This is a genomic window from Curtobacterium sp. VKM Ac-1395 (assembly GCF_015350975.1).
GTDB lineage: Bacteria > Actinomycetota > Actinomycetes > Actinomycetales > Microbacteriaceae > Curtobacterium.
Genome location: NZ_JADKRX010000005.1, coordinates 358,561 through 376,683, shown reverse-complemented (window position 1 = coordinate 376,683; position 18,123 = coordinate 358,561). Strand labels below are relative to the sequence as shown.

The 18,123-nt window shown below is 71.6% G+C and carries 23 protein-coding genes; 14 read left to right on the top strand and 9 right to left on the bottom strand.

The window, feature by feature from the left end:
- The first annotated feature begins 64 nt into the window (after positions 1-64).
- Positions 65-1,312, top strand: coding sequence for an FAD-dependent monooxygenase (locus ITJ68_RS15350; RefSeq protein WP_194662419.1), 1,248 nt, complete (start codon positions 65-67; stop codon positions 1,310-1,312).
- Between the two features lie 35 nt (positions 1,313-1,347).
- On the top strand, positions 1,348-1,830 hold the full coding sequence (locus ITJ68_RS15345; protein WP_194662417.1) for a hypothetical protein: 483 nt from the start codon (positions 1,348-1,350) through the stop codon (positions 1,828-1,830).
- A 67-nt stretch (positions 1,831-1,897) separates the two neighbouring features.
- On the opposite strand, the gene ITJ68_RS15340 is transcribed toward ITJ68_RS15345, so the two are convergent.
- The 5 genes from ITJ68_RS15340 to ITJ68_RS15320 form a co-directional block, all read right to left on the bottom strand.
- Positions 1,898-2,446, bottom strand: a complete 549-nt coding sequence (locus ITJ68_RS15340; RefSeq protein WP_194662415.1) for a VOC family protein — start codon at positions 2,444-2,446, stop codon at positions 1,898-1,900.
- Positions 2,447-2,591: 145 nt separating this feature from the next.
- Positions 2,592-3,356 (bottom strand): SGNH/GDSL hydrolase family protein, encoded by a 765-nt coding sequence (locus ITJ68_RS15335; RefSeq protein ID WP_194662414.1) that lies wholly within the window; start codon positions 3,354-3,356, stop codon positions 2,592-2,594.
- Between the two features lie 118 nt (positions 3,357-3,474).
- Complete coding sequence (locus ITJ68_RS15330) at positions 3,475-4,404, bottom strand: acetamidase/formamidase family protein (protein ID WP_194662413.1); 930 nt, start codon at positions 4,402-4,404, stop codon at positions 3,475-3,477.
- Entirely contained in the window at positions 4,401-5,792 is a 1,392-nt protein-coding gene (locus ITJ68_RS15325; protein ID WP_194662412.1) for an APC family permease, read from the bottom strand. Before ITJ68_RS15325 ends, ITJ68_RS15330 begins: the two co-directional genes overlap by 4 nt.
- 122 nt (positions 5,793-5,914) lie before the next feature.
- On the bottom strand, positions 5,915-6,835 hold the full coding sequence (locus tag ITJ68_RS15320) for a proline iminopeptidase-family hydrolase (protein WP_228505654.1): 921 nt from the start codon (positions 6,833-6,835) through the stop codon (positions 5,915-5,917).
- 94 nt (positions 6,836-6,929) lie between these two features.
- On the opposite strand from ITJ68_RS15320, the gene ITJ68_RS19635 reads away from it, so the two are divergent.
- A complete protein-coding gene (locus ITJ68_RS19635) occupies positions 6,930-7,676 on the top strand; it encodes a FadR/GntR family transcriptional regulator (protein WP_194662410.1) in 747 nt (248 codons plus the stop codon).
- A gap of 233 nt (positions 7,677-7,909) precedes the next feature.
- Positions 7,910-8,650 carry a glycoside hydrolase family 16 protein gene (locus ITJ68_RS15310; RefSeq protein WP_194662409.1) on the top strand — a complete coding sequence of 247 codons (741 nt, stop codon included), beginning with the start codon at positions 7,910-7,912 and terminating at the stop codon, positions 8,648-8,650.
- On the opposite strand, the gene ITJ68_RS15305 is transcribed toward ITJ68_RS15310, so the two are convergent.
- Positions 8,634-9,092, bottom strand: coding sequence for an SRPBCC family protein (locus tag ITJ68_RS15305; protein ID WP_194662408.1), 459 nt, complete (start codon positions 9,090-9,092; stop codon positions 8,634-8,636). The two genes, ITJ68_RS15310 and ITJ68_RS15305, sit on opposite strands and share 17 nt — an antisense overlap.
- A 37-nt stretch (positions 9,093-9,129) precedes the next feature.
- On the opposite strand from ITJ68_RS15305, the gene ITJ68_RS15300 reads away from it, so the two are divergent.
- From ITJ68_RS15300 to epsC, 4 genes are all read left to right on the top strand, one after another.
- Positions 9,130-10,182 carry a YeiH family protein gene (locus ITJ68_RS15300; RefSeq protein WP_228505653.1) on the top strand — a complete coding sequence of 351 codons (1,053 nt, stop codon included), beginning with the start codon at positions 9,130-9,132 and terminating at the stop codon, positions 10,180-10,182.
- Between the two features lie 32 nt (positions 10,183-10,214).
- On the top strand, positions 10,215-11,243 hold the full coding sequence (locus ITJ68_RS15295; protein ID WP_194662405.1) for a dipeptidase: 1,029 nt from the start codon (positions 10,215-10,217) through the stop codon (positions 11,241-11,243).
- A gap of 249 nt (positions 11,244-11,492) precedes the next feature.
- Positions 11,493-12,431: a cysteine synthase A gene (gene cysK / locus ITJ68_RS15290; RefSeq protein WP_194662404.1), complete on the top strand. Its 939-nt coding sequence runs from the start codon at positions 11,493-11,495 to the stop codon at positions 12,429-12,431.
- Entirely contained in the window at positions 12,428-13,009 is a 582-nt protein-coding gene (epsC, locus tag ITJ68_RS15285) for a serine O-acetyltransferase EpsC (protein ID WP_323743340.1), read from the top strand. Before cysK ends, epsC begins: the two co-directional genes overlap by 4 nt.
- Positions 13,010-13,045: 36 nt before the next feature.
- Here epsC and ITJ68_RS15280 read toward each other — a convergent pair whose 3' ends face one another.
- Positions 13,046-13,354, bottom strand: coding sequence for an excalibur calcium-binding domain-containing protein (locus ITJ68_RS15280; RefSeq protein ID WP_194662403.1), 309 nt, complete (start codon positions 13,352-13,354; stop codon positions 13,046-13,048).
- A 107-nt stretch (positions 13,355-13,461) separates the two neighbouring features.
- Between ITJ68_RS15280 and ITJ68_RS15275 the strand changes: the two genes are divergently transcribed.
- The gene (locus ITJ68_RS15275; protein WP_194662402.1) at positions 13,462-13,836 is read left to right on the top strand and encodes an MmcQ/YjbR family DNA-binding protein; all 375 of its coding nucleotides are present in this window, start codon (positions 13,462-13,464) and stop codon (positions 13,834-13,836) included.
- A 92-nt stretch (positions 13,837-13,928) separates the two neighbouring features.
- On the opposite strand, the gene ITJ68_RS15270 is transcribed toward ITJ68_RS15275, so the two are convergent.
- Positions 13,929-14,303: a hypothetical protein gene (locus ITJ68_RS15270; RefSeq protein WP_194662401.1), complete on the bottom strand. Its 375-nt coding sequence runs from the start codon at positions 14,301-14,303 to the stop codon at positions 13,929-13,931.
- A 98-nt stretch (positions 14,304-14,401) separates the two neighbouring features.
- Between ITJ68_RS15270 and ITJ68_RS15265 the strand changes: the two genes are divergently transcribed.
- The gene (locus ITJ68_RS15265; protein ID WP_194662400.1) at positions 14,402-15,007 is read left to right on the top strand and encodes a hypothetical protein; all 606 of its coding nucleotides are present in this window, start codon (positions 14,402-14,404) and stop codon (positions 15,005-15,007) included.
- Between the two features lie 210 nt (positions 15,008-15,217).
- Here the strand turns inward: ITJ68_RS15265 and ITJ68_RS15260 are convergent, their stop codons facing one another.
- Positions 15,218-15,871, bottom strand: a complete 654-nt coding sequence (locus tag ITJ68_RS15260; protein ID WP_194662399.1) for an MOSC domain-containing protein — start codon at positions 15,869-15,871, stop codon at positions 15,218-15,220.
- A gap of 148 nt (positions 15,872-16,019) precedes the next feature.
- Here ITJ68_RS15260 and ITJ68_RS15255 point away from each other — a divergent pair, with 148 nt between their 5' ends.
- Genes ITJ68_RS15255 through ITJ68_RS15240 form a run of 4 tightly spaced genes read left to right on the top strand, consistent with a single transcriptional unit; the run spans position 16,020 to position 18,117 of the window.
- Positions 16,020-16,442 carry an Asp23/Gls24 family envelope stress response protein gene (locus ITJ68_RS15255; protein WP_194662396.1) on the top strand — a complete coding sequence of 141 codons (423 nt, stop codon included), beginning with the start codon at positions 16,020-16,022 and terminating at the stop codon, positions 16,440-16,442.
- 45 nt (positions 16,443-16,487) lie between these two features.
- Positions 16,488-17,054, top strand: coding sequence for an RNA polymerase sigma factor (locus ITJ68_RS15250; protein ID WP_194662394.1), 567 nt, complete (start codon positions 16,488-16,490; stop codon positions 17,052-17,054).
- Positions 17,051-17,749 (top strand): hypothetical protein, encoded by a 699-nt coding sequence (locus tag ITJ68_RS15245; protein ID WP_194662392.1) that lies wholly within the window; start codon positions 17,051-17,053, stop codon positions 17,747-17,749. The genes ITJ68_RS15250 and ITJ68_RS15245 overlap by 4 nt, the downstream gene beginning before the upstream one ends.
- Positions 17,746-18,117, top strand: a complete 372-nt coding sequence (locus tag ITJ68_RS15240; protein WP_194662390.1) for a hypothetical protein — start codon at positions 17,746-17,748, stop codon at positions 18,115-18,117. The genes ITJ68_RS15245 and ITJ68_RS15240 overlap by 4 nt, the downstream gene beginning before the upstream one ends.
- Positions 18,118-18,123 lie beyond the last annotated feature (6 nt).

Sequence of the window (18,123 nt, the reverse complement as noted above, 5' to 3'; positions counted from 1 at the left end):
CTTTACTGTAAAGCATGACGGGTGACGCGAACCGTGAGTCCCGTCCCGCACAGAGGAGCAGCACATGACCGCACGACACGCATTGATCTCCGGAGCCAGCATCGCAGGCCTCTCGGCCGCCTGGTGGCTCCGTCACACGGGCTGGGACGTCACCGTCGTCGAACGAGCCCCGGCCTTCCGCGACGGCGGCCAGAACGTGGACGTCCGCGGTGTCGCCCGCGAGGTGCTCGACCGGATGGGCCTCGTCGACGCGATCCGGGCGGTGAACACGACGGAGACGGGCACGGTGCTCGTCGACCGCGACGGTCGTGTCACCACCGAGCTGCCGTCGGACGGTCCGGACGGGGCCACCGCCGAGCTCGAGGTGCTCCGCGGGGACTTCGCCCGGGTGGTCCTCGACGACCTCCCCGACGGTGTGCAGTTCGTCTACGGCGAGACGATCGAGGACGTCGAGGACGTCGAGGACGGCGCCGCGAGCGTCGTGCCGGACCGTGTGACGGTCACGACCAGTGCCGGCCGTGTCCTGCACGCCGACCTGCTGGTGGTCGCCGAGGGCGTGCGCTCCCGGACGCGCGACAAGGTCTTCGCGGACGACGGCGACGTGGACGAACGCGACCTCGGCGTCACGATGGTGTTCGGGACGATCCCGCGCATCCCGTCCGACGACGACCGCTGGCGCTGGTACACCGCGGTCGGCGGGCGTCAGGTGCACCTGCGCCCCGACCCGTACGGCACGACCCGGGCGATCCTGGCGCACGCCGGTGTGGACGACCTGGTCGGTCTCGACCGGGCGGCGGTGCTCGCGAAGCTGCGGGAGCGGTACGCCGACGCCGGGTGGCAGACCGACCGCGTGCTCGACGGCTTCGCGGACTCGGACGACGTGTACCTCGACGAACTGACCCAGATCCGGATGCCGCACTGGCAGCGTGGCCGCGTCTGCGTGATCGGGGACGCTGCCTGGTGCGTCACGCCGATGGGCGGGGGAGGTGCGTCGCTCGCGCTCACGAGCGGCTACGTGCTCGCCGCGTCGCTGCAGGCGGTGGACCGCGGGGACGACGCGCTCACGCAGGCCGACCTCGACCGGGCGTTCGGGTCCTTCGACTCCTGGCTCCGGCCGTTGGTCGACCAGATCCAGGGCATCCCGAAGGGCATCGTGCACTTCGCCTACCCGCAGACACGGCTCGGCCTGGCTGCCCGACGGGTCGCGGACAAGGTCCTGATGTCGAAGCTGTTCGCCCCGGTCACGGCGAAGCTCACCCACGTGGCCGACACCGACCGTCCCCTGCCGGAGCTGACCGTCGTCCGATCGTGATCCCACTCCGCGTCTGAGGATGGTTCACTGCGACTGTGAGGTGGACGACGGGCGCACGGGCGAGCACACGCCGACGGCGGGCAGGGGCACGGTGGCGGGCGGCGACGCCGGCGATCGGCGTCCCGGCTCTGGTGCTCGTCCTCGCGTTGTCGGGCTGCGGGGTGGTCTCGTCGGGCGCCTCGGGCTCGTGTGCCGTCAAGGAGATCGAGCTCGGGGACTCGGCTCTGCACCCCGGTGGTGCCGTCGAGCTCAGCGTCGACTGGATGACCGCGACGTGCGAGGACACGGGCGGCGTGAACCGGACGGCCGAGGACGTCGCGGTGTCCGTCACTCCGGCGTCCACGGGGCACGAGTACGTGCTGGCGACCGTGGACCGGGCGGTCGGCGAGCGGTACACCGTCCGTGGGCGGTTCACTCTGCCGGCCGACCTCCCCCTGGGTGACGCGACGCTCGCCGTGACGTCGGACATGGGCGACGGCGCGGAGGCGTCCCGGACGGTCACGATCACGGCTCCCTGACGAGCCGCGGCGACCAGACCGACCCCCCTCCGGACCAGCCCGGACCGGCGGGTCGGATCAGGTCGTGTCAGATCGCGAAGGCGATCGTGTCCGTCTCCGACACCGGGGCCCACTTGGCCCGCGGCGCGTGCGCGAGGTACGGCTGCGGGGTCGGGTAGCTCACGATCTCGAGGGTCGAGCCCCACGGGGTGCGGGTGTACACGAACCGGTTGCCGGCGCCCGCCTCGGGACCGCGCAGGTCGCGCGGGTCGGAGTTGCGTCGCCCACCGGCGGCCTCGACCTTCGCGAGGGTCGCGTCGAGGTCGTCCGCGTACACGGCGAGGTGCTGCCAGCCGAGGTCGGACGGGTGCGCAGGGTCGCGCTGGTCCGGGCCCAGGTACTCGAACAGCTCGAGCCCAGGACCCTCGGGCAGCGCCAGCATGCGGATCGCCCCCTGCGCCATGGACGACGGCATGCCGAGGTACCGATGCGCTTCGGGCGTGCCGTTCGGTGCGTCGTCGCGGAGCCTGATGTCGTACAGGACGACGGCGTCGAGCGCCGCCATGAAGAACATCGTGGCTGCGTCGATGCACGGCACCGTGACGCCCACGTGGTCGATCCTGATTCCCCTGGTCATTCGTGATTTCTAGCAGCGGAGGGGACGCTCCCGTCCGGCTGGACGGGAGCGATGCGTCATCGCTGCGGCAACCCGCATGAGACTGCCAGGACGCACAGCATCGTGGTCCCCCATCGTCGTCCGACACCCAGTTCCGGGGGTCGGGTCACCGGGTCGGCGGCACGGGTGTCCACGTGGGGAACGTCGCGGAGCGGCCGTCGCCGGAGGACCGCCGGGTCACCCGTCGTCCCACCCAGGGCAGGACGTGCTGGCGGTAGTACCGGAGCTCCTCGGACACCCGGGTGCGTGCGGCACCGGGCGGTGTCGGGACGACGGGTGCGGGGCCGTCGGCGACCGCGTGCAGCGCCAGGTCCGCGACCCGCTGGTGCCCGGTCGCGTTCATGTGCAGGCGGTCGTCCGACCAGAACTCCGCACGCCCGAGGTGGGCGTCGCGGGACACGTCGACGAACGGCAGGTCGAGGCGCTCCGCGAGGCTGCCCAGCGCGTCGGCCCAGGCGTCCCCGCGGTGGTTGATCAGGCTGCCGAGCGGCATCCGCGCGCTCGGGTCGGCCGGGCTCAGCAGGGCGAACCGGATGCCGCGGGACAGGACGCGCTCGATCTCCCGCCCGAGTCGCGCGGCCAGCGCGGCGGGGTCGAACCGTGGCCGGAGCAGGTCGTTCCCGCCGGCGCAGAAGGTGACGAGCGTCGGCGCCGGGTCGAGGGCCAGTGCCGCGTCGAGCTGCCCGTCGAGGACCCCCGCGAGCAGGCGCCCGCGGACCGCGAGGTTGGCGTACTGGACCTCGGCGCCGGTCTGGGCGGCGAGTCCGCTCGCGAGGCGCCCCGTCCACCCGGGGAGGGGCACGGGGCCGGTGTCGCCGATGCCCTCGGAGAAGCTGTCGCCGATCGCCACGTAGCGGATGGTCTGGTCCATGGCCCCATCTTCCTGCACACGCCTGTGCACGTTCCGGTGGTGCCGACGTGGACCGGACCGTCTGGAGGCCCGGCACCGGTCCGACGGACCGGCACCGGGCCTCCAGGCGGTCACCTGCTCAGAGCACCGACTTCGGGACCCGGTGCAGCGTCACCGCCCCGACCGCGGCGAACGGGTGGAGCGGGTCCGGCGTGCCGGAGCCCGTCGGGCCGCCGAGCTTGGAGTCACCGACGGCGCTGAGGACGGCGTAGGCGTCGTCGGCGTCCCAGCCGTGCTCGTCGACGAGGAACGCGAAGGCGTCCTCGTACCCGCGGCGGACGCTCTCCTGCACCGGCTCGCCGAGGCCGACGAACAGCCAGTCCTCCGACGTCTCGATGCGCGGCGCCCGCAGCGTGGGGCCGCCCTTGACGAGGTCGACGGACACGACGGCGGTGCCCTGGGCCTCGATGGCGACGAAGGACGACTCGCCCTCGGCCATGAGCGCGTGGATGTCCCCGATGGACAGCAGCGCCCCGGGCACGCGGACGGGCAGGTACACGGTGGAGCCGGGGCGGGCCTCGGTGACGTCCATGTTCCCGCCCTCGGGGAAGGCCGGCATGATCGTCGAGTTCTCGCCCTCGGCCGGGGCCGTGCCGATGCAGCCGATCATCGGGCGGACGGGGAACCGGTGCCGGTCGGACACCTGCACCATCCCGTCCTCGATCGGGCAGCGGCGCGCGAAGACGCGGTCGCCCATCACGTGCTGCAGTGCACCCGAGCCCGGCAGCGAGACCGACCAGCCGTGCGTGGTCAGCTCGATCGCGTGGATGGTCACGGCGAGGGTGTCGCCGGGCTCAGCACCCTCGACGAAGACCGGCCCGGTGACGGGGTTGATCGGCGCCTGCAGCTGCGCCATGTCGTGGTGGTCGTCGAGCTCGGCGTAGACGGCGTCCGTCGTCTCGAAGCCGATCGTCTCGCCGGTGCCGGGCCGGACCGTCAGGACGGGCTCCCGGTCAGCGGCGAAGCCCGGGCGGCCGAGCGTGTTCGGCAGGAGGTGGTCGGGGGTCATCGGATCTCTCCTTCGGCGCCGACCTCGGTGGACCGGCCGGTGAAGCGGTAGTACAGGAACACGAGGGCGCCGACGGCGAGCCAGATGACGCCGCCGACCTTGGCCTCGACGGCGGCGTTCAGCAGCACGTAGCCGATGATCAGGAAGCCGATGAGCGGTACGACGAGGTGCAGCAGCCAGTTGCGTGACTTCCCCTTCACGATGTGGTGCACGAACACCGACACGTGCAGGAGCATGAAGCCGAACAGGGCGCCGAAGTTGACCAGGGACGAGATCGTGTCGATCTGCCCGACGAAGAACAGCACCAGGATCGCGGAGAGCACCGAGACGACGATGATCGCGTTCTGCGGGACCTTCCGGCCGTTGAGCGTGTGCAGGAACGCGGGCAGCTGCCGGTCGCGGCTCATCGAGAAGAGCAGGCGGCTGGTGGCGGCCTGCGCGGCCATGGCGTTCGCGATGCCCACGGCGAGCACGTTCACGGCGAAGAACGCGGTCGCCCAGCCGCTCGACGACGCCTGCTCGACGATCGTGAAGAAGGCGTTGCCCGCCTCGCTGTCCGAGAAGGCCTCACGGCCCCCGGCGAGGGCGCTGGCGAGCCAGGTCTGCAGCACGAACAGGAACGCGACGATGAGGAGCGCCAGGATCATCGCCGTGCCTGCTCCGCCGCGGCGTCCGGTCGACTCCTCGGACAGGGTCGAGATGCCGTCGAAGCCGAGGAAGCTCAGCACGGCGATCGACAGCGCCGACGCGATCAGGGGGGCCGACACCTTGGCCGGGTCCCAGATCTGGTCGGTGCTGAACGACGCGTCCGGGACGGTGCCGCCTGTGAGTGCGGTCACGGCGATGATGACGAAGATGACCACGAAGACGAGCTCGATGAGCAGGAAGACGCGGTTCGCGAGTTTGAGCGACGACACCCCGGCGAGGTTGATCACGGTGTTGACCGCCACGAAGACGAGCGCCCACAGCCACCGCGGGGTGCCGGGGAAGATGCCGACCATGCTCTCCGCCGCGAAGACGTAGAGCAGCGTCGGGACGAGCAGGTAGTCGAGCAGGATCGCCCACCCGGCGAAGAACCCGGCGGTGGGGTGGATGCCGCGGCCGACGTAGGAGAACACGCTGCCGGCGAGCGGGATCGACTTCGCCATCTGGGCGTACGCGAGGGCGGTGAAGATCATCGCCACGAGTCCGACGACGTAGACGAGCGGCACCATGCCGGACGAGGCGTTGTAGACGGTGCCGAAGATCGCCCACGGGGCGATCGGCACCATGAAGACGAGCCCGTAGATGAGCAGGTCGGTGGTGGAGACGGAGCGTTTCAGCTCCTGCTTGTAGCCGTAGGCCTCGAGCTGTTGCTGCGCGGAGAGCTCGGTGTGCTGCTGCGACATGACGGTTCCGTTTCGGGTTGAGGGACGGTGCGGGGGCGGTGCGTGGAGCGGCTGTGCGGTGGAGCGGCGGACGGGAGGCGCGTGGCGGGCTGCTGGGAGCCTCCCGTCCGGTGGTGGCCGGGTCAGGCGGCGTCGCGGCCGGCGTCGTCGTGTGCGGCCATGAAGGCCGCGACGACGCGGCGGAACTCCTCCGGCTGTTCGAGGTGGCTGCAGTGGCTGGCGCCGGGGAAGACGTGCTGGCGGACGTCGGCGATCCGGTCCACGAAGGGGGCCCACGTGGCGGGGGTCGCCTCGTCGTGCTCGCCGGCGACGACGAGCGTCGGGACGGTGACGCGGTCGAGCCGGTCGATGACGGTCCAGTCGCGCAGGGTGCCGATGACGTGGAACTCGTTCGGGCCGTTCATGGTGTGGTAGACGGTCGGTTCGGCCTCCATCTGGGCCTCGGAGTCGACGAAGTCCGGGTGGTTCGGGACGACGCGGCAGACGTGGCGCTCGTAGAACACCTGCGTCGCGGCGACGTACTCCGCGGCGTCCGTGGTGCCGGCCTCCTCGTGCCGGGTCAGGGTCTCCTGCACGTCGGCGGGCAGCTGCGCGCGGAGCTCGGCGGCGCCCTCGACCCAGAGCTGCATCGAGGCGGGGGAGTTGCAGATCATGAGCGACCGGAGCCCCTCGGGCTGGCGCACCGCGATCTCGGCGCCGAGCATCCCGCCCCAGGACTGCCCGAGCACGTGGTGCTCCCCGAGGCCCAGGTGCTCGACGAGCGCGGTGTACTCGTCGACGAACAGCTGGGGCTGCCAGGAGTCGACCGGGGCGTCCGGCCGGTGGGAGCTGCGACCGCAGCCGAACTGGTCGTGGTGCACGACGGTGCGCCCGGTCTCGTCCGCCAGGGCGGCGAGGTTGCGGAGGTAGTCGTGGGCCATGCCGGGGCCGCCGTGCAGCACGACGAGGGGCAGGACACCGAGGAGGGGTTCGTCCGGAGTGGTGATCCGGTACCAGGTCTCGCCGTCCTGGAACGGCATCGTGGATTCGCTGACGCGGGACATGACGGTCAGCATGGACGGGCGAAAGGTCCCAGGCAAGACCTTTTCTCCTCGTTTAACGTGGTCGTAACAGGGCAACGCGGCGGAGAGGGGTCTCGTGACGGTTCGTGCGCCGGAGACCCGCGTCGACGAGGTCGAGGACCGCCTGGTCACCGCCGTCGCCGTGGGGGAGTACCTGCCCGGCACGGGGCTGCCGCCGGAGCGCGAGCTCGCCGCGCTGCTGGGCGTCGCGCGGGTCACCGTGCGTGGCGCGATCGCCCGGCTGGTCGACCGCGGGCTGCTCGAGACCCGACGCGGTCGTGGCGGTGGCACCTTCGTCCGGACGCAGTGGCCGGACTCCTCGTCCGAGGCCGTCGGCCGCGTGCTGCTCGCCCGCTGGGCCGGCATCCAGGACAGCGCGGACGCCATCGCGCTGCTCCACGGGGCCCTCGCGACCGCCGCCGCCGAGCGCGTCACGCCGACTGAGGCCACGGCCATCCGGCAGTGCCTCGAGGCCTTCCGCGCCGCCGCGTCCGGCGCCGAGAAGCAGCAGGCCGACGCGGTGCTGCACCGCACGATCATCGAGGCCGCCCGCAACGAGGCCCTGCGCGCGGCGCTCGCCGGCCTCGAGGCCCAGATCTCCATCGCCGCTCCCGCGCACCTCTGGGGCACCTCCGACGGGATGGCCGTCATGGAGGAGCGGGCGCTCCACGACCACGAGGCCCTCGTCGACGCCGTGTGTGACGGACGCGCCGCGGACGCCGGCGTCATCGCGCGGAAGCACGTCGGGATCGACGTCGAACTCCTGCAGCAGGCCATGCTCCGTGCCGGTCAGGTCCCGACCCAGGACCGATCAGTGCCCTGACCAGCGCCCCGGACCCCGGCGTGACCCGGACCTGTCGGCGTGATCCGGATGACCTGTGCATGCCATGGGATCCGTGGTGGTACAAGCACCCTCTACTGGGGGCACGGAAGCCCTGTCAACCCCGTTCCGCCGGCCGATCGTGCCACGTAACATCCTCGCGAGCGGCTGAGAGGCGGCCGCTCGGACACCCCTCGGGACAGGGGTCTCGTGGTCACATCAGGGAGTGACAGCTCATGCAGAAACGCACCACCATGCGGTCCGTGCTGGCCGCCGCAGTGCTCTCCGCGGCCCTCGTCGCCGTGCCGGTCGGGTCCGGCGCGACGGCCACCGCCGCAACCTCCGCGACGTTCAAGCAGACCTTCGCGGAGAGCTTCCGGACGAACGCCGCCGCCAACGGACCGTTCGCCAGGACCTACGCCAACTCGTGGCAGCCCTACCCCGACGGGACGGGCGGCATGTACTGGTCCGGGTCGCAGATCAGCGCCGCGAACGGCGTCATGGACGTCAAGCTCGGCGGGGCGAAGGGCGCTGCCGGCACCTTCGGCACACCGACCGGCGCCTGGGGCCACAAGGGCGGCAAGTTCGAGGTCCGGGCGAAGGCCACCGGCGGCACGGCGAACGGCGCGGCCTTCATCCTGTGGCCGACGTCGAACGTGTGGTCCGAGGGTGAGATCGACTTCCCGGAGAGCAACTTCGAGGCCACCCCGATGCTCCACCAGCACTCGATGGTCGCCGGGCAGGAGTCCAGCGCGACGAGTGTCTCGACGGGCGTCTCGTGGCGCACGTGGCACACGTACTCGGTCGAGTGGATCCCGGGGAAGTCCGTGCGCTACCTCGTCGACGGCGCGGTGGTGTCGACGGTCACGAAGAACGTGCCGAGGACGGCGCACCGCTACATGTTCCAGGTGGGCAACTGGGGCGCGGCGGGGCACCTGTACATCGACTACGTGCGCACCTTCAGCTACGTGGGCTGAGCTCCGCGGCGAGCGAGCGGTTCCGCTCCGCGATCAGCCGCACCAGGTGGCGCCGGAGCACCAGGACCTCGGCGAGCCGGCCGAGCGGGCCGAGCGGCGCGCGGAACGTGACGGTGTCGACCATCCGCGTCCCGCGCGCCGACGGCTCGAACCGGTGCTCGTGCCGGAACCGGGCGAACGGACCACGGACCTGTTCGTCGACGAACCGGTGAGGAGCCTCCAGGCTCGTGATCTGGCTCGTCATCCGCCAGACGACGCCGAGGTGGCGGGCACGCCACGTGACGGACTCGCCGAGGCCGATGGATCCGGTGGTCGTGCCGGCGACGGCCCGCTCGCCGGTGGCGGCCATCGAGCGCTCGTGCGCGCCGATGTCGAGCGACACCGCGAAGGCGCGCTCCGGCGACGCAGCGAGCTCGGTCTCGATGCGGAACGTGACAGTCATGGTCCGATCCTGGCCGAGCAGGCGGCAGGATGGGGGCATGTCCGCCATCACGACCGCCAGGAGGCTCGCCCCGGGTCTCGCACTCGCCACCGGGATCGCCGTGGTCGCCACCGTGATCGGTCGGTTCCTGCCCGTGGTCGGCGCACCGGTGAGCGGGGTGGTGCTCGGCGCCGCGATCGGGCTCGTGCGGCGACCGTCCGACGCGGTGAAGCCCGGCATCACGACCGCGAGCAAGTTCGTGCTCCAGCTCGCCGTGGTGCTGCTCGGTGCGCAGCTGTCGCTCCTCGAGGTCGCGCGCGTCGGCGTCGAGTCGCTGCCCGTGATGCTCGGCACACTCGTGATCTGCCTGGTCGCCGCGTGGCTGGTCGGACGGGCGCTCGGCGTGGTCGGCAACCTGCGCACGCTCATCGGGGTCGGGACGGGCATCTGCGGGGCGTCCGCGATCGCCGCGGTCACGCCGGTCATCGGGGCGCTCTCGGTCGAGGTCGCGTACGCCGTCTCCACGATCTTCCTGTTCAACGTCGCCGCGGTGATCGTCTTCCCGGTCGTCGGGCACGCCCTCGGGATGAGCCAGCACGCGTTCGGGCTGTTCGCCGGCACCGCCGTGAACGACACCTCGTCGGTGGTGGCAGCCGCGAGCACCTACGGCACGCAGGCCGCGAACTTCGCGGTCGTCGTGAAGCTCGTCCGGACGCTCATGATCATCCCGATCGTGCTCGGGCTCGCGTGGATCGTCGGTCGTCGGGAGCAGGCCGCTGCCGCGGTCGCCGCGTCGGAGGCGGGCGCCGAGCCGACACCCGCCGTCCGCTGGACCCCACGCCGGGTGTTCCGCCTGGTCCCGTGGTTCCTCATCGGCTTCGTCGTCGCCGCGGCGGTCAACTCCACCGGGGTCCTCCCGGGGCCGGTGCACCCGGCGATCTCCGCGGTCGCCGCGTTCCTCATCACCGTGGCGCTCAGCGCGATCGGGCTGTCCACCGACGTCGCCGGCTTCCGTCGCGCCGGGTTCCGGCCGCTCGTGCTCGGGCTCGTGCTGTGGGTCGTCGTGTCGCTGTCGAGCCTCGGGCTGATGGCCGTGACCGGCTCGTTCTGACGTCGTCCGTGCCGCCCGGTAGCGTCGGGGGCATGACCTCTCCCTTCCCGGTGATCGACGGCCACAACGACCTGCCGTGGGAGCGCCGCGAGTCGCACGACTCCGGGCTCGACGGCATCGACACCGAGCAGGACTCCCTGCACACCGACCTGCCGAAGCTCCGCGCCGGCGGTGTGGTCGGGCAGTTCTGGTCGGTCTTCGTGCCCGCGGACGACCCCGACCCCGTGCGGACGACCCTGCAGCAGGTCGACCTCGTGCACCGGATGGTCGAGCGGTACCCGGACGACCTCGCCCTCGCCAGGACCGCCGCCGAGGTCCGCGCCGCCGTCGACTCCGGGCGCATCGCGTCGTTGCTCGGCGCCGAGGGCGGACACTCGATCGGCGACGACCTCGCCGTGCTCCGCGTCCTCGCACGGCTCGGCGTGCGCTACATGACCCTGACGCACAACGACGACACGCCCTGGGCCGACTCGGCCACGGGAGCCCGGGCGCACGGTGGCCTGACGGACCGCGGGCGGGAGGTCGTCGCGGAGATGGAGCGCATCGGCATGCTCGTCGACCTGTCCCACACCGCCCCGGCGACGATGCGCAACACCCTCGACGTCGCCACCCGCCCGGTCCTCTTCAGCCACTCGTCCACCGTCGCGATCGACGACCACCCGCGGAACGTCCCCGACGACGTGCTCGCCCGCCTGGCCGACAACGGCGGCGTCGTGATGCTGACGTTCGTGCCGAAGTTCGTCTCGCGTGCCTGGGCGGACTGGGAGGAGGCCGGCTCCGAGGGGGAAGGTCCGCTCGTCACGGTGTCAGACGTCGCGGACCACGTCGAGCACGCGCGGGAGGTCGCCGGCGCCGCACACATCGGCCTCGGCGGGGACTACGACGGCACCCCGGTGCTGCCGCCGGACCTGCGCGACGTGTCGCGGTACCCGGTGCTCGCCGCCGAGCTCGAGCGCCGCGGGTGGGGTGCCGCGGACCTCGGGGCGCTCGCGAGCGGCAACGTGCTCCGCCTGCTCGAGGCCACCGACGACCGCTTCGCCCGCGCGGCCTTCTTGCGCTGAGCCCGCAGCGCCCGTCCTCCCCTCCATCGAGGGAGCAGGAGTCGTCGGGTCGCGCGGGCCCACACGACGTCTTCTGCTCCCTCGATGCGGCGACCGCGGGGTACGAGCGACGGACGGGAGGCCCGTGGTGCGCCCCGCGGTCGGGGCGCGTCACAGACACGGCCACGTCGGGTCCGGTGGCTAGGATCACAGGCGCACACCGCGCCTCCAGGATGGGTCGCGGACGCGACCGACGTGAGGACGGAACCGATGAGCGGCACCATCTACGACAACATCTCGCAGGCCTTCGGGAACACCCCGCTCGTGCGGCTGAACCGGCTGCCGGCCGAGGGCGGGGCTGAGGTCCTCGCGAAGCTCGAGTTCTACAACCCGGGCGCCAGCGTGAAGGACCGCCTCGGCGTCGCGATCATCGACGCTGCCGAGGAGTCCGGCGAGCTCAAGCCGGGCGGCACGATCGTGGAGGGCTCGTCGGGCAACACCGGCATCGCGCTCGCCCTGGTCGGCGCTGCGCGTGGGTACAACGTGATCGTGACGATGCCCGAGACCATGAGCGTCGAGCGTCGGGCCGTGATGCGCGCGTACGGCGCCGAGATCGTCCTGACCCCGGGCGCTGAGGGCATGCAGGGCGCCGTTGCCCGGGCCGCGGCCATCGTCGACGAGACGCCCGGCGCGATCCTGGCCCACCAGTTCGAGACGGCCGCGAACGCCGCAATCCACCGTCGGACCACGGCGGAGGAGATCCTCCGCGACACCGAGGAGCACGTGGACGTGTTCATCGCGGGCGTCGGGACCGGCGGCACCATCACGGGTGTCGGCCAGGTGCTCAAGGAACGCGTGCCCGGCGTGCAGATCGTCGCCGTCGAACCCGCGGACTCGCCGCTCCTGACGCAGGGCAAGGCCGGGCCGCACAAGATCGCCGGCATCGGCGCGAACTTCGTCCCCGAGGTGCTCGACCGCTCCGTCATCGACGAGGTCTTCGACGTCGAGCTCGACGACGCCCTGCGGGTGGCCCGTGCCCTGGCCACCGACGAGGGCATCCTCGCGGGCATCTCCTCCGGTGCGATCATCCATGCCGCCCTCGTCATCGCGGCGCGGCCCGAGAACGCCGGCAAGCGCATCGTCGCGATCGTCTGCGACACCGGCGAGCGCTACCTGTCGACCGTGCTGTTCGAGGGGCTCACTGCGTGACCCGAGCTCGACGAGGCGTGCTGTGGACCATCCGAGAGGACCTCGCCGCAGCACGCCGAGGTGACCCGGCAGCGCGCGGGGACCTCGAGAACGCCGTGGTCTACTCCGGGTTGCACGCGATCTGGGCGTACCGCCTGTCGCACCGGCTGTGGCTGGCGCAGGGGCTGCCCGGCTCCCGGTTCGCCGCCCGGATCGTCGCGCAGACGGCCCGCATGCTCACCGGCATCGAGATCCACCCCGGTGCCCGCATCGGCGAGCGGTTCTTCATCGACCACGGCATGGGCGTCGTCATCGGCGAGACGGCCGTCGTCGGGCACGACGTCCTGATGTTCCACGGCGTGACACTCGGCGGACGCGGCGGTGCCCACGGCCCGGGCGCCAAACGGCACCCGACCGTGGGGGACCGCGTGGTGCTCGGCGCCGGGTCGTCCCTGATCGGCGCGATCACGGTCGGGGACGACTCGGTCGTCGGCGCGGGCACGGTCGTCACGAAGGACGTCCCCGCGGGGTCGGTCGTCACCGGTGTCGCCGGCACCGCCCGACCGCGGTCCGGCGGCGAGGGCGTGCCGGCGCTCTGACCGGCACGCTGCCCCGGCTGGTCCGGGGCGCCGGGATCAGCTCTTCTCGCAGGCGATGCCGTCGCCGTCGCGGTCGGACTTCGCGTTCGCCTTGTAGAGGGCGTCGTCCTTCTTCACGGTGCCCTTGAGCGCCCGATAGGTGACCTTCCCGCCGGTCGTGACCTTGTTCCTGGTCACCGACTTCTTCGCGATGCCGCCGGAGTAGACCTTGTTGATCGCGGTGCAGTTCTTGTAGACGGTCGGAGCGGCCTGGGCCGACGCTGCTCCACCGAGCGACACGGTGGTCGCCAGGACGGCTGCGGCAGCGGACAGGCCGATGGTGCGGATGACACGGTTGGTGCGCATGGGTTCCCCCGGGAGGTCGATGTCGCGTCGGGTACGCGGCACGCTGATCATATGGATTCCTCAGCTGCTGTGGGGGTGATGTCCCGATCGTGCGGCATGCTGGCGTGATGGACGGGCAAGCCCTGCACGAGGTCGCACTGCGGACGGCCCTGGCGCTGCCCGCAACCGAGGAGACGCAGCCCTTCGGCGAGGGCGCGATCGTCGTCAAGGTCGTCGGGAAGATGTTCGTGATGACGACCGAGCTGCGGGGCGTCCCGATCGTGAACCTCAAGTGCGCACCGCCCCACGGCGCTGCGCTGGTGCGCGACCTCGCCGAGGTCACGCCGGGGTGGCACATGGACAAGCGCCACTGGATCACGCTGTCGCCGGGGCCGGCCATCGACGAGGTCCTGGTGGAGGACCTCGTCGCCAATGCATGGGACCTCGTCGTGGCAGGTCTCCCGCGGGCGCGGCGGCCGCTCGACCCGATGCGCGGCGTCTGACCGGCTCGGCTCGGTCTACCCCGCCAGGACGTGGTGACACAGAGGGCCGTGTGAGGTGACGAGGCTTCCTGGCTCGACGGAGATGTCTCCGGCTAGAGGCGACCAGCCGCCTCACGTGCTCGGATCCGAGGAAGGTAGATCCAGCTCGTCAGAGTCGCCGCGAGAACGAAGATCGCCCCTGAGCTGACAGCTCCACTGAACGCTGACCCGAACGCGATCGCGACGACCAATGCCGCCGCGCCGATGATCACGAGGTGGGTGTCGCGCATCCATCGCGACTTCGCCGTGTTCGTCACCGCTCGACGCGCGCGTCCGAAGACCACCAGAGCGATGGCGTTCAGGACGACCCAGGCGCCGAGGGCGAGGTACTTCGAGGGCCCATCCGGCAGCACCACAGCAGCGATGAGGACCCCGATCCCGATGATGCCGGTAGCAACCCCAACCGGCGCGTGGACCTTGTGCAGCATGAGCGTCTCCTTCGAGTTGCACGGTGACTTCCGTCCCTGGTAGTTGTTATACATCCGCTGGAACACTGGATACAAGGCACTGATCAAAGGAGATCCTCTTGCGCATTCGTCCCCTCGGCACCGTCGTTGCAGCGACAGCCGTCTTGGTCGCCTCCGTCGGCCTGACCGCACCTGCCAGCGCCATCACGCTGTCGGCCCCAGAGGTCTCCGCCGCGCACACCGTGCCGACGAACACAGAGACCGTGACCGCAAACGACTACCTGCTCAAGTACGCCACGGACGCTGCATCGCGATCGGTCGACATCGACCTCCTGGTCGGGGCGGATCTCACGCTGGCAACCGACGCGGCCGGTGCGCTGGAGATCATCGATTCCGCAGGCGCGTTGCGCGACCGGCTCGACCTCCCGGCGCTCGTCGCCTCCGAGGACACCGCCATCTCTGCTTGGGACGTCTCCGACGACCACCACGCCACCGTCACCCTGTCGCAGGCGAGCATCGACCACGCTGCGTCAACGTCCGGGCTGAACAAGAAGTGGCTCGACTGCATGTCCTCACACGGCATCAGCGGGGCGATCGCTGGCGCCGTGGCCGGTTGCGCGACCACCATCGCGATCGGCTGCATCGAGGGCGCGGTGACCGGCGGTGCAGTCGGGATGGTCGGCAGCATCGTCGCCGGCCTCTGGGACTGCCGCAGCAAGTTCTGATCGGACCCATCGAACACACAGAGCCCACACGGGAGAACCCCCCCCGCACCGGTTGGTTCGGGGGATCTCCGTGGGCCTACCGGTGGCCCTTCACCAACCACCATGACCGAGCCGACGCGTTCGCGCCTTGGATCGAACGCGCCAACACTCGCCGGATCCACGCAAGCCACGGGCTCAGGCCCGCAGCTCGAGCACCACCAACGTCATGACTCAGTCCGTCGAAACCGCGCGGACCCGCCCGGGCGCCAGCGCCTTGCGCGCCTCGCGCTCCACCTTCGGCGCGACCGGCCGGTCGACGTCGAGCACGGCCTGCGCCTGTTCCGGCGTGAGCCCGGCGAACATGTCGCCGATGGTGACGCCGTGCGCCGGCCGGTCGACGACCGTGACGGAGTCGCCCGCAGCGACCGGTCCCGACTTCAGCACGCGGAGGTACGCGCCGGGTCGGCCCTCGTCCGCGAACCGCTTCACCCACTTCGCGATGCCCATCCGCCTGGCGAAGGTGCCACAGGGGATGCGGGGGATCGTGACCTCGAGCAGCAGGGTCTCACCGACGCGCCAGCGCTCCCCGATGACCGCTCCGGTGACCTCGACCCCGGACGTGCGGAGGTTCTCGCCGAACAGCCCGGCGGGGACGGGGCGGTCGAGCATCGCGGCGAAGTGCTCGGCGTCCTCGTCGGCGTAGGCGTACACGGCCTGGTCCTCGCCGCCGTGGTGCTTCCGGTCGGCCTGCACGTCGGCGTGCAACCCGAGCGGCCGGACACGGACGGGCCCCTCGACGGGGCGTTTGTCGATGGCCGTGACCCCGATGACGCCGGAGTCGGGCAGCAGGCGGTCCACACGGCAGACGGCGATCACGGTCGACATGGGACAACCCTGCCGCATCCGGGGTCCGGACCGGAAGCTGGCAGTTGCCTGGACCCCGTGACGATCCACCCGGGCCTGCCGTCCCATCCGTGAACGACGAACACCTCGAACGACGAACACCACGACCCGCGACAGAAGGAGCACGACCATGACCGACATCACCCGCGCCACGAGCACGACCCCCACCGCCTCCGGCAAGACCGTCATCGACGACGCCGTCGTCTCGAAGGTCGCCGGCATCGCCGTGCGCGAGGTCCCCGGCGTCCACGGCCTCGGCGGCGGCGCAGCCCGTGCCATCGGCGCCCTCCGCGACGCCATCGGCCAGCGCGACCACAGCCAGGGCGTCAAGGTCGAGGTCGGTGAGCACCAGGTCGCCGCCGACGTCGTCATCGTCGCCGAGTACCCCGTCGCGCTGCAGGACCTCGCCGAGGCCGTCCGCTCGTCGGTCACCCGTGCGATCGAGCAGCTCGTGGGCCTCGACGTCACCGAGGTCAACGTCACGGTGCAGGACGTCTTCATCCCGGGCGAGGACGACGACGCCGAGGACGCGCAGCCGGCTCGCGTCGCCTGAGACGGCGCACGGCGTTCCCCCATCACTGACCAGTAGAAGGTAAGCGTGCAGCACCAACCTCCCGGGACGGCCCTCGTCGACCTGGACGACGGCGTCCTCGTCGGCCGCTCGGCCGACGGGGACGTCCGGGCGTTCGAGGTCCTGATCCGGCGGCACACGCCGTTGCTCCGGGCCTACGCGCGTCGCACGCTCGGCTCCACCGACGAGCTCGACGACGTCGTGCAGGAGACCTTCATCACCGCGTGGGACAAGCTCGACGCCCTCGAGGACCGCGCGCACGTCCGGGCGTGGATGATGCGGATCCTCTCGCGCAAGTGCCTCGACCGCATCCGTGCCCGCCGCGACCACGACGACGTCACCGAGCTCGAGGTCGCCGCTCCCACCGACGGTGCCCCCGAGCGGGTCGCCGAGGCGCGGGACCGGGAGCACGCGGCCGAGCTCGCACTGGCGTCCCTGCCCGAGGCGCAGCGTCGGTGCTGGGTGATGAAGGAACTCCTCGGCTACCGGTACGAGGAGATCGCCGAGGAGCTCGACGTGCCGCTCTCGACCGTCCGGGGGCTGCTGTCCCGAGCCCGGAAGAACATGATCAGTCTGATGGAGGGATGGCGATGACCGCCGGACCCGACCCCCGCGAGAGCGACCCCAGCGTCCTCGCCGCCCTCGAACCCGAGGACCTCGACGGACACTCGATCGACGAGCTCGCCGACTACCTCGACGCCGGCATGCAGCCGGCGGACCCGAGCATCGATGATTCGCCCGCGTGCCAGAACGCCCTCGCCGCCATCATCCGGCTGCGGAACGCCTCGCTCAGCGCCCTCGAGACGGCAGCCCAGCTCGAGGCCCCCGCGGACGAGTCCTGGATCGGTGGGGTGCTGGCGAACATCTCGCTCGAGGCCCGTGCCGGCCGCGATGTCCCGCTGCGCGCCGAGTCCGAGACCGAGCGTCCCGTGATGACCGAGGGCGCGATCCGCTCCCTCGTCCGTCGTGCCGGCGACGCCGTCCCCGGCATCGTCGTCTCACGCTGCTCCATCGAGGGCGACGTCACCGTCTTCGCCGCACCCGTGCGTGTCACGGTCGAGGTCGCGATCATCGCCGGCCCCGCGATCCACGCGACGGCGGAGCTGGTCCGCGCCGGTGTGTCCACCGCGCTGGCCGAGCAGACCGACCTGGTCGTCGAGGCCGTCGACGTCCTGGTCCGCGACCTCCTGGTCGAGCCGGCAGCCGTATCCGAGGCCGCCTCCGGACGGACCCGCACGGTCGACCCGACCGACACCACCGACAGCACTGCAGGGGAGGCCGACGCATGAGCGACACCGACGACACCCGTGAGACCGGCACGCAGCTCCCTGCCGCGGTCCCGTCCGAGCCGCCCACGTGGTCGGCCGCTGCCCTCGCCGCGATCGAGGCCGTCGTCCTCGAGGTCCCCGGCGTCGCCGACCTCTTCCGCGCCCGCCCGACGGTGCAGAGCGCCGTCACCGCGATCCGCGTCGGCGTCACCCCGACGGTCAGCCGCCTGGTGCTCGACGGCGCCGTGCTCCGCATCGTGATCGGCACCGACGGCTTCGCGCCGGCACCGGCCGTCGCCCGCGCCGTGCACGACGCCGCTCTCGACGAGGCCGCCCGACACCGTCTCGTGCTCTCGCGCGTCGACGTCCGCATCGCCCGCATCGGCTGACGCGAC

Bases quoted from the DNA above. Each gene is read 5' to 3' on its own strand.
- ITJ68_RS15350 (WP_194662419.1), top strand. From the start codon at position 65: ATGACCGCACGACACGCATTGATCTCCGGAGCCAGCATCGCAGGCCTC.
- ITJ68_RS15340 (WP_194662415.1), bottom strand. From the start codon at position 2,446: ATGACCAGGGGAATCAGGATCGACCACGTGGGCGTCACGGTGCCGTGC.
- ITJ68_RS15335 (WP_194662414.1), bottom strand. From the start codon at position 3,356: ATGGACCAGACCATCCGCTACGTGGCGATCGGCGACAGCTTCTCCGAG.
- ITJ68_RS15330 (WP_194662413.1), bottom strand. From the start codon at position 4,404: ATGACCCCCGACCACCTCCTGCCGAACACGCTCGGCCGCCCGGGCTTC.
- ITJ68_RS15325 (WP_194662412.1), bottom strand. From the start codon at position 5,792: ATGTCGCAGCAGCACACCGAGCTCTCCGCGCAGCAACAGCTCGAGGCC.
- ITJ68_RS15320 (WP_228505654.1), bottom strand. From the start codon at position 6,835: ATGTCCCGCGTCAGCGAATCCACGATGCCGTTCCAGGACGGCGAGACC.
- ITJ68_RS15310 (WP_194662409.1), top strand. From the start codon at position 7,910: ATGCAGAAACGCACCACCATGCGGTCCGTGCTGGCCGCCGCAGTGCTC.
- ITJ68_RS15305 (WP_194662408.1), bottom strand. From the start codon at position 9,092: ATGACTGTCACGTTCCGCATCGAGACCGAGCTCGCTGCGTCGCCGGAG.
- ITJ68_RS15300 (WP_228505653.1), top strand. From the start codon at position 9,130: ATGTCCGCCATCACGACCGCCAGGAGGCTCGCCCCGGGTCTCGCACTC.
- ITJ68_RS15295 (WP_194662405.1), top strand. From the start codon at position 10,215: ATGACCTCTCCCTTCCCGGTGATCGACGGCCACAACGACCTGCCGTGG.
- cysK (WP_194662404.1), top strand. From the start codon at position 11,493: ATGAGCGGCACCATCTACGACAACATCTCGCAGGCCTTCGGGAACACC.
- ITJ68_RS15280 (WP_194662403.1), bottom strand. From the start codon at position 13,354: ATGCGCACCAACCGTGTCATCCGCACCATCGGCCTGTCCGCTGCCGCA.
- ITJ68_RS15275 (WP_194662402.1), top strand. From the start codon at position 13,462: ATGGACGGGCAAGCCCTGCACGAGGTCGCACTGCGGACGGCCCTGGCG.
- ITJ68_RS15270 (WP_194662401.1), bottom strand. From the start codon at position 14,303: ATGCTGCACAAGGTCCACGCGCCGGTTGGGGTTGCTACCGGCATCATC.
- ITJ68_RS15260 (WP_194662399.1), bottom strand. From the start codon at position 15,871: ATGTCGACCGTGATCGCCGTCTGCCGTGTGGACCGCCTGCTGCCCGAC.
- ITJ68_RS15255 (WP_194662396.1), top strand. From the start codon at position 16,020: ATGACCGACATCACCCGCGCCACGAGCACGACCCCCACCGCCTCCGGC.
- ITJ68_RS15245 (WP_194662392.1), top strand. From the start codon at position 17,051: ATGACCGCCGGACCCGACCCCCGCGAGAGCGACCCCAGCGTCCTCGCC.
- ITJ68_RS15240 (WP_194662390.1), top strand. From the start codon at position 17,746: ATGAGCGACACCGACGACACCCGTGAGACCGGCACGCAGCTCCCTGCC.